Origin of the sequence: Methylobacterium sp. PvR107 (assembly GCF_017833295.1) — a bacterium.
Lineage (GTDB): Bacteria > Pseudomonadota > Alphaproteobacteria > Rhizobiales > Beijerinckiaceae > Methylobacterium.
This window is the reverse complement of the sequence record NZ_JAFIBW010000001.1, coordinates 3,412,207-3,427,500: the sequence shown is the minus strand read 5'-3', so window position 1 is coordinate 3,427,500 and position 15,294 is coordinate 3,412,207. Positions and strand designations below refer to the sequence as shown.

The following is a 15,294-nucleotide window of genomic DNA, read 5'->3' as shown; positions in this document are numbered from 1 at the left end:
TCGACAAGATCAAGATCGACCGCTCCTTCGTGAAGGACCTGACGAGCAAGCCCGACGGTGAGGCGATCATCCGGGCGATCGCGGGCCTCGGCAGGAGCCTCGGCATGACCACGGTCGCCGAGGGCGTCGAGACCGCCGAGCAGATGCAGCGCATCCGCTTGGAGGGCTGCACCGACGTCCAGGGCTACCTGATCAGCAAGCCCGTCCCCACCGAAGACCTCGCCCGGGTCTTCGCCGGCTATCCGCAGGCCTGACCCTCCTTCTCCCGGACGCAACGCCATGAGCGACCTCTACCGCCTCGTCTACGCCAGCAAGAACCTGCTCCAGGGACCGGAAGCCGAGGTGACGGCGGCGGTCCGCCAGATCCTGGACGCCTCGCAGCGGAACAACCGGGAGGTCGGCGTGACCGGCGCGCTGATGTTCAACGCGGGCGCCTTCGCGCAGGTGCTGGAGGGCCCGCGCCGGGGAGTCGAAGCCACGTTCGAGCGGATCCAGCGCGATCTCCGCCACAGCGACGTGACCGTCCTGCAATGCGGCCCCGCCGAGAGCCGCGGCTTCGCCAACTGGTCGATGGCCTTCGTGGGCCACTCGTCGCACGGGCAGGCCCGGTTCGACGGCCTCGCGGCCGAGAGCGGGTTCGACCTCGCGCGCCTCGACGGCGACCGGGTCTTCACCATGCTGCACGGCCTCGTCATGGAGGAAGAGGGTATCCCGGCCGCCGAAACGGCTGCCCCGGTTGCCGCGGAGGAACCGGAGCCGCGGGGCGCGGCCGGGCTCGACGTCGCACAGGTACGGGCCGAGATCGCGCAGATCCGCCCGGATGCCGGGCTGGCGGCGGCCGATCGTCCGCCGTCGACCAAGGCCGCCGCGGAGGCGCAAGCCCGCCCGGCAGCGAACCGATCCGCCGGGACCCGCGGGGCGACCGAGGCGGCCCTGTCGGTGCTCAAGGCGGCGCTGGCGAGCGAGCGGCAACGCACGACCGACCTGCGGGCCGAGATCGACGCCCTTCAGGTGGCCCTGGCGGCGGCCGAGGACCGGCTCGGCGCCATGCGCGGCGCGCGCGACCTCTGGGCCGGGCGGGCACGGATTCTCGCGCAGGCCATGGCCCAGGAGGCCGCCGGTATCGAGGACGGGGCCGAGGCGCCGGCCGCGCAGACCGAGAGCCGCGCCGCCTGACCGGCCCAGCGCGCCTGCCTTGCACAGCGCAACCCTCGGCCCTCACCAGCGCATGGCTCGAGACGGCCCGCGCGTGAAACCGCCGCATCCCGCGTTCGAATAGGCGCCATCGCGGCCTGTTGCCGAGGGATCCGATGACGCTTCTGAACGACCTCGCCGGGGCTCCGCCCGGGATGAGCCCGCGCGCCCTGCTGCTCCGCCTGGCCGCGATCGGCGCGCTGGTCGGCACGACGGCCGGCACCTTCGCGTATGCGGGGGGCTGGCTCTCGCCCGGCAGCCTCACCCCGGCGCGGGTCGTCGACCGCTTCGAGCAGGTCAACGGGCCGCATCCCGGCTTCCGGCGCAACCACGCCAAGGGCCTGTGCGTGGCGGGCGCCTTCACCGGCAACGGCGCCGGAGTGCCGCTCTCCCGGGCGGGTGTGTTCTCGGCGGGACGCGTGACCCCCGTCGAGGGGCGGGTCGCGCTGGCCGGCGGCCAGCCCTACGCGGCGGATGCCGGGACCACCGTGCGCAGCCTCGCCCTGCGCTTCCGTCTCCCGGACGGCGAGGAATGGCGCACCGGCGTGAACAATATCCCGGTCTTCCCCGTGCGCACCCCGGAGGCCTTCTACGAGCAGCTCCGCGCCGCCCAGCCCGATCCCGCTACCGGCAAGCCGGATCCGGAGCGCCTGAAGGCGTTCTTCGCCGTGCATCCCGAGAGCGCGAAGGCGGCCGCGCTGATCAAGGCCCGGACGGTGACCTCGGGCTTTGCCGACAGCACCTACTGGAGCCTCAACGCCTTCCGGTTCGTGGCTGCCGACGGCGGCACGCGGGCGGTGCGCTGGGCCTTCGTCCCGGACGGCATTGCGGCGCCGGAGACCGCCCAGGCCGTGCAGGACGACATGAATTACCTGTTCGACGATCTCGCCGCACAGCTGCGGCAAGGCCCGCAAAGCTGGCACCTCGTCGTGACGCTCGCTCAGCCGGAGGATCCGACCGCCGACGCGACCCGGCCCTGGCCCGCTGGGCGCGAGACCGTGGATGTCGGGACCCTGACCCTCACGGGGGCGACGCCGGAGGCCGCCGGCAATTGCCGCGACATCAACTTCGACCCCCTCGTTCTGCCGGACGGCATCGCGCCGAGCGACGACCCGCTCCTGAGCGCCGGCTCAGCCGCCTACGCGCAATCCTTCACCCGCCGCGCCGGCGAGGCGAAGACGCCCAGCGCCGTCACCGGCGCGCCGCACCCGGGAGCCGGCCTGTGACCGCCCCTGCCCGCTTCAATCGGCCGGCGCGCCTGCTCCACTGGGTCATGGCGGCGCTGATCCTGGCCATGCTGCTGATCGGCGTCGCCATGGTGACCTCGCTGGCCGACTACCATGCGCTCGTGGCGCTGCATCGGCCGCTCGGCATCCTGATCCTGATGCTGGCCGTGCTGCGGCTGGCGAACCGCTGGCGGCGCCCGCCGCCGCCTCTGCCGGTGGATCTGCCGGGCTGGCAGCGACGGGCGGCGCACGGCTCGCATGTCCTGCTCTACGGCCTGATGCTGGCGATGCCGCTGGTGGGCTGGGCCATGCTGTCGGCGGCGCGTTATCCGGTCGTGCTCGTCGGCCCGGTGGTGTTGCCGCCGATCCTGCCGCAGAGCCCGATCCTCTACGCAGCGTTGCGGCAGCTCCACACCGTGCTGGCCTACGGTCTGTTCGGCGTGATTCTCGCCCATCTCGGGGCGGCGCTGATGCACGGTCTGATCCGCCGGGATGGCGTCTTCGCCAGCATGGCACCCTGGCGGCCGCACCGGGCCGCTCTGCCCGCTGGGAAGACCTGATTGGCAGGATCGTTCTCTTGAAAGCCGGATCCGTTCTCCATAAAGAACGCGCCACGGATCCGGCGCGGAGAGAATCGATGTCAGAGGGATTTGCGGCTCGCACCGTCGCGGCGGCGAACGGCGTGGCCCAGGATGCGGCTTTCGGGGCCGTGATCGCGCCGATCCACCTGTCGACGACCTTCAAGTTCCCGGCCTTCGAGCAGGCCGGGCCCTACGATTACTCGCGCCTCGGCAATCCGACGCGCGACGCGCTGGCCGACACGATCGCCAAGCTCGAGGGCGGCGCCCGGGCCGTGATGGTCGCGAGCGGCATGGCGGCCCTCGACCTCGCGCTGTCGAGCCTGCGGCCGGGCGACCTGCTGGTCGCGCCGCACGATTGCTACGGCGGGACGCACCGCCTGCTCAGCTTCCGCAGCGCTCGGGGCCATTACCGGGTGGCCTTCGTCGACCAGACCGATCCGGACGCGCTCGCGGCGGCGCTGGCCGAACGGCCGAAGGTCATACTCGTCGAGACGCCGAGCAACCCGCTGATGCGGGTGGTGGATATCCGCCGCATCACCGCGGACGCGAAGGCCGTGGGCGCGTTGGCGGTGGTCGACAACACCTTCCTGTCGCCCGCCCTGCAGCAGCCGATCGCCCTCGGGGCGGATCTCGTCGTCCACTCCACCACCAAGTTCCTGAACGGCCATTCCGACGTCATCGGCGGGGCCGTGATCGCCGCCGACAAAGCCGTGGGCGAGGATCTGGCCGCCTGGGCGAACACGATCGGCGTTACCGGCTCGCCGCTGGACGCCTATCTGACCCTGCGGGGCCTGCGCACCTTGTTCGTGCGGGTGGAGCAGCAGCAGAAGAACGCCGCGGCCCTGGCCGCCTTCCTCGACGCGCATCCGGCGGTGGCCCGCGTGCATTATCCCGGCCTGCCCACGCATCCGGGACACGCCCTGGCCAAGACCCAGCAGGCGGGCTTCGGCGCCATGCTGAGCTTCGAGCTGACGGGCGGGCGCGAGGCGGTGAAGCGCTTCGTCGAGGCGCTCCGGGTGTTCACGCTGGCCGAGTCGCTGGGCGGCGTCGAGAGCCTGGTCGCCCATCCGCCGACCATGACGCACGCCGCGATGGATCCGGAGGCGCGGACGATCGCCGGCATTACGGATGGGCTGCTGCGTCTGTCGGTGGGGCTGGAGGCCGAGGCCGATCTCCTCGCCGACCTGTCGCGCGCCCTGGAGGCCGTGGGCGGCTGAGCCTGTCGGCTCACGCCTCCTCGATCACCTCGAAGCCGGATTCATCCTCGACCACGCGGAATCGGGACAGCCGCAGCGTCTGGGAGCGCTCGGCCGCTTCGTCGCGACACTTGTCGACATGGACGGCCCGGTTCACGACCTGCAGGTTCGGCGTGCCCCAGTAGGCCAGCAATTCCGGCCAGGGCCGGGTGCGGTGCTCGCGCCAGACCCGGTAGAGCGGCAGGGCGTGATCGACCTCGGCGCTGCGCAGCAGCCGCTTGCCGGAGGTCGCGCAGCGGTGCCGCTGGCGGAGCTTCAGCACCCGCACCTGCGCGTGCGGGGCGATCCAGAACTTCCAGGCGGCGACACAGGCCGCATGCCAGGCCGCATTCGCGTTGGGCTGCCCGCGCTTCCACAGGTCTTGGTGCCAGCCGAACTTGTAGACCGGCTGGCCGCAGATGCAGCAGGCGCCTTGGCCCCGGGCGAAGGCGGGCTCGCGAAAGGGCGCGGGCGGCATCCGGAAGCTGCCGGCGCGGCCCTCCGCGCCGAGCTGCCAGGTCCAGCCCTCCGGCGTCCCCGACCGGGCCGCCAGGGCGCGCGCCAGCCGGTCGGCCCGGAGAATATGGGCCCGCCAGTAGCTCTCGACGGCGAGCCGCGGCGTCGGCGGGATCAGGGGCCGCGCCAAAGCGTGATGCAGGACCGGCACGGGAAAGACCGGCGGCAGGGCCCGCTGCAGCCGCGCCCGAGCCTTCTCATTCCGAAGATCGCGCCAGCTCGATGTCGTCATGCTGAGAGGTTGCTAGCCCGCCGGGGCCGAACCGGCGAGGACACCGGAGACACAGGGCCCGGCTCTCGTCGCGGCGACCGAACCAGAGCGGAGATCCTGATCGCTCGCGACCGGTCCGACAAGCTGGCCGCCCTCGGTCGAGGCGACGCCGAGATCCGCCGCATCGCCGCGGCGGGCCGGGCCCGCACCCTGGCGGACCACCCCGCGGCGTGCGCCTGACATGTGGGGGATCGTGCCGGCGGCCGGGCGGGGGAGCCGCATCCAGCCCCTCGCCGTCTCGAAGGAGCTGCTCCCGGTGGGCAGCCGCCTGCGCGACGGGGTCGAGCGGATGATCCGCGGCGGCGCACGCAAGATCTGCTTCGTGATCTCGCCGGACGAGTCGGACATCGTCGAATGTTTCGGCGCCGGCTACGGTGTGACCCCGATCGCCTATGTTGTGCAGCCGAGGCCGAGCGGCCTGTGCGATCCGATCTTCTCCCCCGGCCGCTCATCCCCCCGGGCGAGCCGGTGATCGTCGGCCTGCCGGACACGATCTGGCTGCCCCAGGACGCACTGATCCAGCGGCCCGCCGACACCCTGTCGTTCCTGCTTTTCCCGGTCCAGCCGGAGCACTTCGACGCGGCGGTGGCGGACCGGGCCGGCGCGGTGCGCGAGATCCAGGTCGAGCAGCCGAACTCCACCTCCAGCTGGATCTGGGGCGCGCTCAAGATGCCGGGCCGCATGCTGATGGAGCCGCATGCGCGCTGGCGCGCCCGGCTCTGCGCCGACGAGTATAGCGGTACCGGGTCAAGGCCGACTTGGCAGCGGGCGGCCGGGCACCGGGCGCAGGCGTGGGCTCGGCCTATGTCGATGTCGGGACGCTGGGCGGATACCGGCGGACATGACAATGCCGACCGGCCCCGAGGATGCCGCCGCAGGGCCGCGGCCGGGTCCGGGCATGCCGGCCGCGCAGGCGCCTGCCGCCCCGTGGCCGGTCGGGTGAGCGCGGCCGGACGTGGTTAATGTTTCATGTGAAACATTTTGGCGTGCGGAAGGGTCTCCGCCACGAGGCTCCGACGGCGTGGTTCCGTCAGCGTGTCCGAGATGGTTTCCGACCGAGGCTTCGGACGCCCTCACGCACGACGCGAAACGACCCGGGGCGGCACGAGGCCGGTGAGCCTGGCGCCGCCCTGGATTGCTTCGCTCCGCGCGAATAGACGCGGGCCGCGGTTACCGGGTGGGCACGCCAGGAGCCCTTAGGCGGCCCGCACCGTGGCGAGGAAGCGCGTGACCTCCGCCCCGAGATGCTCGGACTGGCGCGAGAGATCGGACGCCGCCGACAGCACCTGACTGGCGGCCGCCCCCGTCTCCTCCGAGGCCTGGGCTACGCCGGCGATGTTGCTCGTCACCTCGCCGGCGCCCATGGCCGCCTGGCTGACGTTCCGGACGATCTCCTGCGTCGCTGCCCCCTGCTGCTCCACCGCCGCCGCGATGCTGGTGGCGACCGCGTCGATCTCGCGGATCTGGCCGGTGATGCCGCCGATGGCCGATACAGCCTGATGGGTGACGCTCTGGACCTCGCCGATCTGCCGGGCGATCTCCTCGGTGGCCTTGCCGGTCTGCTCGGCAAGCGCCTTCACCTCGGAGGCAACGACGGCAAAGCCGCGCCCGGCTGCGCCGGCCCGCGCCGCCTCGATCGTGGCGTTCAACGCCAGCAGATTGGTCTGACCCGCGATGCCCGAGATCATCCCGACCATGTCGCCGATCCGGGCCGAGGTCTGGCTGAGCGCCTGGACGAGGGCGGCCGTCTGATCCGCGGCCAGAACCGCCTGCTGCGCGAGGCGTGCCGAGCCGCTGACCTGCCGGCCGATCTCCTGAACGGAACTGCCCAATTCCTCAGCGGCGGCCGCCACAGTGTTGACGTTCGAGGCCGCCTCTTCCGCCGCAGCCGCCACGGTGGTCGACTGGCTCGCCGTCTCCGTCGCGGTCGCGGTCATGGTGCTGGCGGTCGCCTGCAGCTCGGTCGCCGACGCCGAGACCGTGCCGACGATCCCGCCCACCGCCCGCTCGAAGCCGTCCGCCAGCTCGATCATCGTGCGCCGCCGCTCGGCCGCAGCCGCGGCGTCGGCGCGGCCCTTGATCTCCGCCTCCTCGGCGGCCTTGCGGGCAACCATCGTCTTGATGTCTTCAACCGCCCGGCCGACCGCGCCGATCTCGTCGCCGCGCCTAGCCTCCTTGATCTCCGAATCGATCTCACCCTGCGCCATGCGCTGCAGCACGGCGACCAGATTGGCGAGCGGACGGGTGATGCCCTGGATGACGATGGCGCCGAGCAGGCCGAATGCGGTCAGCAGGCCGATCGCGGCGCCCAGGGTCAGGGTCCGGCGCGCGGCCTCGGTGGTCTCCGCCGCCTTGACCTTCGCGGCCTCCAGATCCCGGATGTTGGCTTCCACCCGCTTGGTCACGGCCTCCACGATCGTCAACCGCGCAGGACGAACCTCCGTGTTCGACACCTTCGCGGCCGCGTCGTTCTGGTTCTTGAGCCCCAGCGCGACGGAGCGCTCGGCCACGGCAAAGAAGTCGAGCAAACTCGCCTTGATGCCTGCGTTGGTCGTCCGGCGGGTCTCGGTGTCGGCCATGGCGATGAGCCGATCAACCGCGGTCAGAGCGCGCTCCTTCGCGGCCTTGAAGTGCTCGAAATGGTCCGCCATCAGGGCCGGATCCGTCTCGATGATGACGTTCTTCTCGCGAATGATCGCCTCGTCCACGGCGGTCTCAAGGCGCAGCGCGATGATGGCCCGCATCGCCTGCACGTCGACGATCGCGCGGGTGTTCTCCTCCAGAGCATCGAGATTCGCGCGCGCAATGACAACGACGCTTCCGGCAACGAGGGCCAAGATCAGAGCCGGTATCGCAAGCTTGACGATAATCCTGAGATTACGAAATAGAGACATGGCGCGCGCCCCCGTGACGGTCGAGTCAACAAACTGCAGACCATTTGATCGACATCGGAAACTTAATGTTCATTAATTAATGAATAGAGAATACAGAAACCGATTGGAAACAAATTCGCGAACCTGCGGCATTTCTGTCGATACGCGCGGTACGGCTGTTCAATCCGCCCGCCGCTGCCGCGATCCTTGAATGATGCGCGTGCCCAACCGTCGTCCCGCAGGCCTGAACATCCGGGAGGCGAACATGGATATCGGGTCAACGGCAGGATGAGGGCGCTGGCCGTGCCGGGATTCGCCGCGGCCGAACCTTACAAGGCTCGGGCTCCCTGGGATGCGCGAGCGCCTGGACGGGGACGCGCCATCGCTCGTGCGGGAACGTCCGCTCCCGGGTCACGCAAAGCGCCGCACCGCACCGCGACCGGCCTCAATTGGTGATGCGCACCGACGCCAGGGCCGCGCTGAACAGCTGCTGCATCGCCTGGTTGATGTCGCCGTCCGTCGACACGGGAAAATACAGGCCGTCGGTCGCGCAGCTCTTCAGCAGAGGGCCGATGTTGTTCTCGTATGGCTTCACGTTGGAATTGTAGAAGTCGTTGTCATACAACGGCAGATACTGCGTGTAGATGATCCCGATCCGGATGTTGCTGTTCTTCATCGCCTGGCAGGTCGAGGGGCTGATCGGGCTGATGAACCGGTTGTTGTTGATCTTGTAGCCGGAACTCGCATTGCTCATCGTGCCGTCGATGGGCGTGTCCTGGACGCCGTCGGTGACGAAGAACAGGAACCGGATCGGGGTGGCGGTGGTCACGCCGTTGCCGCTGGCCGGGATCGTGCTGGTCATCTTGGCCATCGCCCGCTCGTAGGCGGTCTGGCTGTCGCGCTGATCCTGGTAGGAATACGCCAGATCGATCTGGGCGGCCGCGGTGCTGACCTGATCGAGCGACGGCGTCAGCTGGATCAGCCGGGTCTGGATGTCGCTGAAGGTCCACATCTCCATCCGGAACTGCTGCGTCAGGCTCATGCTCGCCTTGGCGGAGGTCACCAGGTTCGCGACGGCGTCGCGCAGGACCTGGATCCGGAGCTTGATGTTGTTCCTCTTGGCGATGTTGTAATTGTCGTTGGTATTCTCGGTGCCGTTGCCGTTGAGAAGATGGCAGGCGAAGGCGCAGGCCGGCGAGGTCACGCGCTTCATGTTGGCGATGTCGGCGGTGGTGGCGGCGAGACCCATCGACGGCGAATTGTCCAGGAGCAGGTAGAAGTCGATGTACTGCGCGACGTTGCGCACGCTGGCCGACTGGCCGCCGATTTTCATCGTCACGACGTTCATCATGCTGCCGAGCGTCGTCCGCACGGTGGCAGTGTAGGTGGCGGTCAGGCCGACCTGCGTGGCGCCCGGCGCCGGGGTCAGGACGAACGAGGTGATCGTCACGCCCGGGACCTTCGCGGCATCCGCCAGGAACTGCGTGCGGGCGTTGGCGAGCATGACGTCGGTGAGCGTGTTGGTCTTCTGGGTGATCACGCCCAGCACGGCCGCGTCGACCGCGACATCGAGCTGCGCCTTGGCGGCGTTGCGCCGGCCGAGATCGATCGCCGCCCCGGACGCGAACAGCATCGGGATGGCCATGACGGCGAAGAGGATCGCCACCTGGCCGCTCCGAGCCCGCCCGAAGCGGGCGCCGGGCCGGTGCGCCCGGGGGGCGAGCCAAGCCGAGAGACGGGTCAGAAGCTTGGGCACTTCGCGCCTCCCGGCATGATCACCTCGCCCTTGTCGAGGCGCTGGGCCCACGAGACCTGCCGGCTGAACACCAGTCCCCGCGTGCCGAAAATCGAGCGGAACAGGGTCGAGCCGATGACCGGCGCGTAGGCCAGGGAGACCTCGGCCAGAACGTACCGGGCGCCGTCGTACTGGAAGGTCGCGGGTGTCGCCGGCAGCCCGTTGCTGCCGTTGAGGGTGAGGACGGGACGGGCGTTCTGCGGATAGCTGGAACACACGCCGCCGATCAGGGAGCCGGAGACGTTCTCGACGCCCATGGCGTGAATGGCGACCTGCAGGTTCGCCGTCGGGTAGGGCCGCATGATCGCACCGGACGCGTTCAGGATCGCGGCCATGTCGTTCACCGTCGGGCTGCCGTTGGTGGCGCGCCCGGCCAGGTCGGCGATGGTGCGCGCGTAGAGCGTGGCCTTGCGGCTGGTGTCGACGGCGCGCACGAGCTCGGTCATCCCGAAATACAGCGCGACGAGCACCGGCAGGACCAGCGCGAACTCGATCGCCGCCACCCCGCGCGCGTCATCCCGAAACCGGGTCGGGAACCCGGCGCGCCCCGGCAGGACAGGGCCTGGCAGGACAGGCCCTGTCACGAGCTGGAGGGGCAGGCGTTGGAGGAGTTGAACGGCTCGACCTGGAAGACGCTGGCGGCCTGGAGGACGCGGCGCCCATTGGGCAGCGTGGCCTTGGCGGCACCGAGCAGCGGGAAGAAGACCGGCATGTCGACCGCCGCCTGGACGACGACGACGTCGCTCGCCCGGGCGCAGGTGTACGACGCGAAGCCCGCATTCCAGTCCGACACCCCGGTCTTCGGGTTGGTCGCCGTCGCCTGTACGGGCGCGGCCGAGTCGAAGCTCGCGGCCTTCGTGATGCTGATGCGCACGTTGGCGCAGGGAAAGATCGTGACCCGCGGCTTGCCGCCGGGGAAGCACATGGCGGTGCGGAAGTTGTTGAGCAGCGTCGTGGAATCGGTGACGCCGGCATTGTTCCCCTGGAACTGGCCCGTGTAGATCTGGCGGCCGGCATCGGTCACCGCCTGCTGCAGGATCTCCTGCGCGAAATAGGTTATGCCGGCCTCCAGGGTGGCTCCGACCAGCGCCAGGAACGGCATCGCCACGATCGCGAATTCCACCGCCGAGGCGCCATCCCGGCTGCGGGAAAAGGCCAGCAGGGCGCGAGGCCCCAGGCGGCGATCCGCCCCGGCCGTCTCCGCATGCGCCGCGCGGCTCATGATGGCTGCCGTCTTGAGACCGATCCACATCGCTGGTGTGTCGCGCGGCCGTCCGGGATCCCGGGCCAGGCAAGCCCCCGCCGCCGCGTCACGATGGCGGCCAGACCTTGCCAATTCGTTGCCATTGGCGCCGGGACCGTTCGGCCGATCCGACAGATCGGCACTCGGATACCAAATTATCCGAAAACATTTTGCGCAATATTCGGAGCCCAGCGGCCGGATCGGGCGGGTTCGAGGCGATCCACGCGGCGGTCAGCGAATGCCGGTCCGGCAGCGCGACCGGTCGGCCCCTCACCACCGATGCGCGGCCCCGGATCGTCCGGGCCGCGAAGGCCTGCCGCCCGTTCCCTACGCGGCGTCGCGCCCGGTCCGCTGCAGATAGGCCGGGTCGAACGCGGCGCGGGCGCGCAGGCGCGGCAGGTCGAGGATGCGCGGGCGGCGCTCGCGCCGCGCGATCGGACCGTCCTGTCGCATGTCCCGGAGCGAGCGGTTGACGGGGACGCGGGTCAGGCCGGTCGTGTCGGCCGGATCGATCGGGGTGCTCGGCAAAGGATCGCCATCCTCGCTGACGAGGCCCACCGCTACCCAGCGCGAATCGGCCATGATCGCGCGCAGCGGCGCGCGGTCCGCCTCCGGCAGCGGGCCGACGCCGTCGAGCTTGGCGAGGACGGGATTGGCGGCGGCCGGGAGCGGCCGCATCAGCGTGGCGTGCCGGCGGGTTGCGGCAGCTGCGCGAGCAGCTCGACGATGTCGCGCGTCCAGGCGGGCTTGCACAGGCGCGGCGCCCCCGCGAAGGCGTCCGGCAGGGTCTTGTGGGTCGCGAAGGCGGTGTGGACCACGAAGGGGATCTGCCGGCCGCGCAGCACCTCGGCCGCCGCCGCGCTGGACCGGCCGGCGAGCTCGACATCGAGAACCGCCAGGGCCGGCGTCCGGCCGGCGAGCCACGCCTCGACCGCGGCGGCCGTCCGGAACGGCCCCACGACGTGGTAGCCGGCCGCCTCCAGCGCATCCGCCAGATCGAGACCGACGATCGGATCCGGCTCGGCGACGAGGACGATGCGCTGTGGGTCGAGGTCCATCGCTCTCCCTGACAGATTGGGTTTCAGCGCCGCGCCGCTCTTTGCGACTGTAATCCGGCCTTCAAGTATTCCCGGTCAATAATGTAGATTTAAATCTTCCTCCTGTGCGAAAACAAATCTTGAGCTGGCACGAATCCGGCGAGCATGGAAAACCATAACGTCGGTTAGTTTCAATCGAATGCGTCCGATCTATCTTCGGCGCTTACGGCCCGGTTCGGCGACACCGCCAGGCCGCTCCTTCCGATTCCAGAGGATCCGTGGACCACACGGCACAGCGCGACACGCGCAACCAGCTCCTGCGGGCGATGCGGGCTGAAGATTTCGCTACGCTCCGGCCGCATCTGCGCCACGCGGAGCTGCCGCTCGGGGAGCCTCTGATCCGGAGCCATCAGCCGGTCGAGGACCTGTACTTCCTGGACAGCGGCGTCGCCTCGATCACCGCCGAGGCCAGCCAGGGCCGGGCCGAGGTCGGCATGACCGGCCGGGAGGGGATGGTCGGGGCCGTGCCGGTCCTGCTCGGCTCCGACCGGGTGGCGAGCGCGTGCTTCGTCCAGATCGCCGGCGCGGCGTGGCGCATCCCGGCCGCGGCCCTGTCGGCGGCGACCGAAGCCAGCCCGAGCCTGCACCGCCTGCTTCTGCGCTACGTGCAGACCGAGCTCGTGCAGGCGCGGCACACGGCCTACGTCAACGCGACCTTCACGCTCGAGACGCGCCTCGCGCGCTGGCTGCTGATGTGCCACGACCGTACGGACGGGGACGACCTGCCGCTCAAGCACGAATGCCTGTCGATGATGCTCGGCGTGCAGCGCTCGGGCGTCACGCTGGCGTTGCAGAACCTAAAGGGCGGCGGCGGCATCCGCGGCCGGCGGGGCCGCGTCCAGATCCTCGACCGGGAGCGGCTCCGGCTGGTGGCGAATGCCAGCTACGGGGCGGCGGAAGCGGAATACGCGCGGCTGATCGGGGGCGCCTGATGGGCCGCTACTTCTTCAACCTCCGCTACGGGACCGACCCCGGCCGGATCGCGATCGACCCGGAGGGCAGCGTCCTGCCGGACGCCGCGGCGGCGCGGGCCTATGCGCTGCAGGCGGCCCGGGACCTGATCCGCCGCGGCCGCTCGGACGCGGTGCGGGATTGGTTCGCCTGCGCGTTCGACATCGTCGACGCGGCCGGCCGGCCGGTTCTGACGGTGCCGTTCAGCGAGACCATCCCGGACGCGGCGGAGGAGTGACGCGGTTTCCGGTTGAAGCCTTCGGGGATGCAGCCCGCCGGTCATCGTCGGGCAGCGATCGGCGCGGGGCCAGGACCGACGGGTCCGCCCGTTGTCAGGATGGCGCGCTGCGCCTAGACGATCCCCGCGCGGGCCTTGCGTTCCGCCACCGCTTTCCCATCAGGGGCTGCCCTTCCGTGATCACCGGTCCGTGCCTCATCGTCCAGCCGATCCACGCGGCGGGCCTCGACCGGCTGCGCGCGGCCGGGCTGGAACCGCGCCCGGCCAGCGGCACCGACGCCGAGACCCTGGGGCGCGAGGTCGCCGGCTGCGTGGCCGTCATCACCCGCAACACCGGCTTCCCGGCCGGCGCCATCGCGGCGGCGCCGGACCTTCGGGTGATCGGCGTCCACGGGACCGGCACCGACCACGTCGCCAAGGCGGCGGCGACCGAGGCCGGGATCGTGGTGGTCAACACGCCGGGCGCCAACGCCGTCTCGGTGGCCGAGCAGACGCTGGCGCTGATCTTCGCCCTGGCCAAGGCCCTGCCCGGCGCCGACCGCTCGGTCCGGGCCGGCGACGACAGCTTCAAGTTCACCACCCGTCTCGTCGAGCTCGCCGGCCTGACGCTCGGCCTCGTCGGCTTCGGGGCGATCGGGCAGGCCACCGCGCGGCTCGGCGCCGCGCTGGGCCTGCGGGTGCTGGCCTACGGGCCGAGCCGCCCCGACGCCGATTTCGCCAATGCCGGCGCGCTGCGGGCCGCCTCGGTCGACACGCTCCTCGCTGAGGCCGACATCGTCTCGCTGCACGTGCCGCTGACCCCGGACACACGCGGCCTGATCGGCCGGGCGCAGCTCGCCCGGATGAAGCGGGACGCGTTCCTGATCAACACCAGCCGCGGCGGCCTGATCGACGAGGCGGCCCTGATCGAGGCGCTGGAGGCCGGCACGATCGCGGGCGCCGGGCTCGATGTGTTCGCGCAGGAGCCCCTGCCCGCCGACCATCCCCTCGCCCGCCAGGCGCGGGCGATCCTGACGCCCCATGTCGGCGGCTCCACGGAGGCGGCGCTGATCCGCACCGCCGAGACCGCGGCGGGCCGGGTGGTCGACGTCCTCGCCGGCCGGCGGCCGGGCGGGCTGGTCAACCCGGATGTCTGGCCGCACCGGCGCGCCCTGTGACGCCGCCCGGAGCGCCGCGATGATCGTCGACCTGAACTGCGACATGGGCGAGGGCTTCGGCATCTACCGCCTGGGCGACGATGCCGGGATGCTGACCATCGCCACCTCGGCCAACATCGCCTGCGGCTTCCACGCCGGCGACCCGCTCGTCATGCACGAGACCCTGCGGCTTGCCGCCGCGAACGGCGTCCAGGCCGGCGCCCATCCGGGCTTCCTCGATCTCTGGGGCTTCGGCCGGCGCCCGATCCACGGCGAGCGGCCGGCGGATGTCGAGAAGGCCGTGCTCTACCAAGTCGGCGCCCTGCTCGCGCTGGCGCAGGACGCGGGCTGCCCGGTGCGGCACGTGAAGACCCACGGGGCGCTCGGCAACATCGCCAACGAGGACGCGGATCTCGCCCTGGCGGTGGCCCGGGCGATCCGCACCCTCGACCGCGACCTGATCTTCGTGGTGATGCCCGGCCTGGAGACCGAGCGCGCCGGGGAGCGGCTCGGCCTGCCCCTCGTCCGCGAGGTCTACGCCGACCGGGCCTACGCGGAGAACGGCAACCTCGTCTCGCGCAAGCTGCCCGGGGCGGTGCTGCACGCGCCCGACGCGGTGGCCGAGCGGGTCGTGCGGATGCTCGGCGACGGGGCGATTTCCTGCATGTCCGGAGGGCGGATCCCGACCCGGATCGACAGCGTCTGCGTCCACGGCGACACGCCGGGCGCCGTGGCGATGGCCGCGCGGCTGCGCGACGGCCTCGCCGCGCAGGGCATCGCGCTCCGGCCCATGGCCGAAGTGATCGGCGCCTGAAGGCGGGGCGACACAGATCCGGCTACGGCGGTCCAGATCTCCCACGCGCCCTCCCTCCCCCGCAGAGGGGGGAGACGCACGGAGAAGCCGCGCTCACCCGGATCACGACCTTTCGTCCCGGATC

General features: G+C 71.0%; 17 protein-coding genes and 1 pseudogene (1 of these 18 only partly in view). 10 read left to right on the top strand and 8 right to left on the bottom strand.

Going from position 1 to position 15,294, the window contains the following annotated elements:
- The 5 genes from JOE48_RS16185 to metB all read left to right on the top strand — a co-directional run.
- Positions 1-254, top strand: partial view of a putative bifunctional diguanylate cyclase/phosphodiesterase gene (locus tag JOE48_RS16185; RefSeq protein ID WP_210031379.1) — the end only. It extends 1,474 nt beyond the left edge of the window; only the last 254 of its 1,728 coding nucleotides appear in the window; its start codon lies off the left edge, out of view; it ends in the stop codon at positions 252-254.
- 25 nt (positions 255-279) lie between these two features.
- On the top strand, positions 280-1,176 hold the full coding sequence (locus tag JOE48_RS16180) for a BLUF domain-containing protein (RefSeq protein ID WP_210031378.1): 897 nt from the start codon (positions 280-282) through the stop codon (positions 1,174-1,176).
- A gap of 134 nt (positions 1,177-1,310) precedes the next feature.
- Positions 1,311-2,420: a catalase family peroxidase gene (locus tag JOE48_RS16175; protein ID WP_210031377.1), complete on the top strand. Its 1,110-nt coding sequence runs from the start codon at positions 1,311-1,313 to the stop codon at positions 2,418-2,420.
- Positions 2,417-2,980, top strand: coding sequence for a cytochrome b/b6 domain-containing protein (locus tag JOE48_RS16170; RefSeq protein ID WP_210031376.1), 564 nt, complete (start codon positions 2,417-2,419; stop codon positions 2,978-2,980). Before JOE48_RS16175 ends, JOE48_RS16170 begins: the two co-directional genes overlap by 4 nt.
- Before the next feature lie 77 nt (positions 2,981-3,057).
- Positions 3,058-4,218, top strand: a complete 1,161-nt coding sequence (gene metB, locus JOE48_RS16165; protein WP_210031375.1) for a cystathionine gamma-synthase — start codon at positions 3,058-3,060, stop codon at positions 4,216-4,218.
- Between the two features lie 10 nt (positions 4,219-4,228).
- Here metB and JOE48_RS16160 read toward each other — a convergent pair whose 3' ends face one another.
- Both JOE48_RS16160 and JOE48_RS16155 read right to left on the bottom strand, forming a co-directional pair.
- Entirely contained in the window at positions 4,229-4,984 is a 756-nt protein-coding gene (locus JOE48_RS16160; protein WP_210031374.1) for a hypothetical protein, read from the bottom strand.
- Positions 4,985-4,996: 12 nt separating this feature from the next.
- Positions 4,997-5,206: a hypothetical protein gene (locus tag JOE48_RS16155; protein ID WP_210031373.1), complete on the bottom strand. Its 210-nt coding sequence runs from the start codon at positions 5,204-5,206 to the stop codon at positions 4,997-4,999.
- Here JOE48_RS16155 and JOE48_RS30355 point away from each other — a divergent pair.
- Positions 5,205-5,859, top strand: a pseudogene (locus JOE48_RS30355) (nucleotidyltransferase family protein); the annotation flags it as partial. The gene JOE48_RS16155 and the pseudogene JOE48_RS30355 sit on opposite strands and share 2 nt — an antisense overlap.
- Positions 5,860-6,219: 360 nt before the next feature.
- Here the strand turns inward: JOE48_RS30355 and JOE48_RS16140 are convergent.
- The 6 genes from JOE48_RS16140 to JOE48_RS16115 form a co-directional block, all read right to left on the bottom strand.
- Positions 6,220-7,917, bottom strand: coding sequence for a methyl-accepting chemotaxis protein (locus tag JOE48_RS16140; protein ID WP_210031369.1), 1,698 nt, complete (start codon positions 7,915-7,917; stop codon positions 6,220-6,222).
- A 424-nt stretch (positions 7,918-8,341) separates the two neighbouring features.
- On the bottom strand, positions 8,342-9,652 hold the full coding sequence (locus JOE48_RS16135; RefSeq protein WP_312893244.1) for a TadE/TadG family type IV pilus assembly protein: 1,311 nt from the start codon (positions 9,650-9,652) through the stop codon (positions 8,342-8,344).
- A complete protein-coding gene (locus JOE48_RS16130; RefSeq protein ID WP_312893242.1) occupies positions 9,637-10,194 on the bottom strand; it encodes a TadE/TadG family type IV pilus assembly protein in 558 nt (185 codons plus the stop codon). Before JOE48_RS16130 ends, JOE48_RS16135 begins: the two co-directional genes overlap by 16 nt.
- 77 nt (positions 10,195-10,271) lie before the next feature.
- Positions 10,272-10,943 (bottom strand): TadE/TadG family type IV pilus assembly protein, encoded by a 672-nt coding sequence (locus JOE48_RS16125; protein WP_245252846.1) that lies wholly within the window; start codon positions 10,941-10,943, stop codon positions 10,272-10,274.
- Positions 10,944-11,261: 318 nt separating this feature from the next.
- Positions 11,262-11,612 carry a helix-turn-helix domain-containing protein gene (locus JOE48_RS16120; protein ID WP_210031367.1) on the bottom strand — a complete coding sequence of 117 codons (351 nt, stop codon included), beginning with the start codon at positions 11,610-11,612 and terminating at the stop codon, positions 11,262-11,264.
- A complete protein-coding gene (locus JOE48_RS16115) occupies positions 11,612-11,992 on the bottom strand; it encodes a hypothetical protein (RefSeq protein ID WP_210031365.1) in 381 nt (126 codons plus the stop codon). Before JOE48_RS16115 ends, JOE48_RS16120 begins: the two co-directional genes overlap by 1 nt.
- Before the next feature lie 257 nt (positions 11,993-12,249).
- On the opposite strand from JOE48_RS16115, the gene JOE48_RS16110 reads away from it, so the two are divergent.
- From JOE48_RS16110 to JOE48_RS16095, 4 genes are all read left to right on the top strand, one after another.
- A complete protein-coding gene (locus tag JOE48_RS16110; protein WP_312893240.1) occupies positions 12,250-12,963 on the top strand; it encodes a Crp/Fnr family transcriptional regulator in 714 nt (237 codons plus the stop codon).
- A complete protein-coding gene (locus tag JOE48_RS16105) occupies positions 12,963-13,220 on the top strand; it encodes a DUF6894 family protein (protein WP_210031364.1) in 258 nt (85 codons plus the stop codon). Before JOE48_RS16110 ends, JOE48_RS16105 begins: the two co-directional genes overlap by 1 nt.
- Before the next feature lie 176 nt (positions 13,221-13,396).
- Positions 13,397-14,377, top strand: a complete 981-nt coding sequence (locus tag JOE48_RS16100) for a hydroxyacid dehydrogenase (protein WP_210031363.1) — start codon at positions 13,397-13,399, stop codon at positions 14,375-14,377.
- Positions 14,378-14,396: 19 nt separating this feature from the next.
- Positions 14,397-15,170 (top strand): LamB/YcsF family protein, encoded by a 774-nt coding sequence (locus tag JOE48_RS16095; protein WP_210031362.1) that lies wholly within the window; start codon positions 14,397-14,399, stop codon positions 15,168-15,170.
- Positions 15,171-15,294: the final 124 nt, after the last annotated feature.

Coding starts and splice junctions, on each gene's coding strand:
- metB (WP_210031375.1), top strand. CDS start 3,058: ATGTCAGAGGGATTTGCGGCTCGCACCGTCGCGGCGGCGAACGGCGTG.
- JOE48_RS16180 (WP_210031378.1), top strand. CDS start 280: ATGAGCGACCTCTACCGCCTCGTCTACGCCAGCAAGAACCTGCTCCAG.
- JOE48_RS16120 (WP_210031367.1), bottom strand. CDS start 11,612: ATGCGGCCGCTCCCGGCCGCCGCCAATCCCGTCCTCGCCAAGCTCGAC.
- JOE48_RS16175 (WP_210031377.1), top strand. CDS start 1,311: ATGACGCTTCTGAACGACCTCGCCGGGGCTCCGCCCGGGATGAGCCCG.
- JOE48_RS16155 (WP_210031373.1), bottom strand. CDS start 5,206: ATGTCAGGCGCACGCCGCGGGGTGGTCCGCCAGGGTGCGGGCCCGGCC.
- JOE48_RS16160 (WP_210031374.1), bottom strand. CDS start 4,984: ATGACGACATCGAGCTGGCGCGATCTTCGGAATGAGAAGGCTCGGGCG.
- JOE48_RS16115 (WP_210031365.1), bottom strand. CDS start 11,992: ATGGACCTCGACCCACAGCGCATCGTCCTCGTCGCCGAGCCGGATCCG.
- JOE48_RS16140 (WP_210031369.1), bottom strand. CDS start 7,917: ATGTCTCTATTTCGTAATCTCAGGATTATCGTCAAGCTTGCGATACCG.
- JOE48_RS16095 (WP_210031362.1), top strand. CDS start 14,397: ATGATCGTCGACCTGAACTGCGACATGGGCGAGGGCTTCGGCATCTAC.
- JOE48_RS16105 (WP_210031364.1), top strand. CDS start 12,963: ATGGGCCGCTACTTCTTCAACCTCCGCTACGGGACCGACCCCGGCCGG.
- JOE48_RS16125 (WP_245252846.1), bottom strand. CDS start 10,943: ATGTGGATCGGTCTCAAGACGGCAGCCATCATGAGCCGCGCGGCGCAT.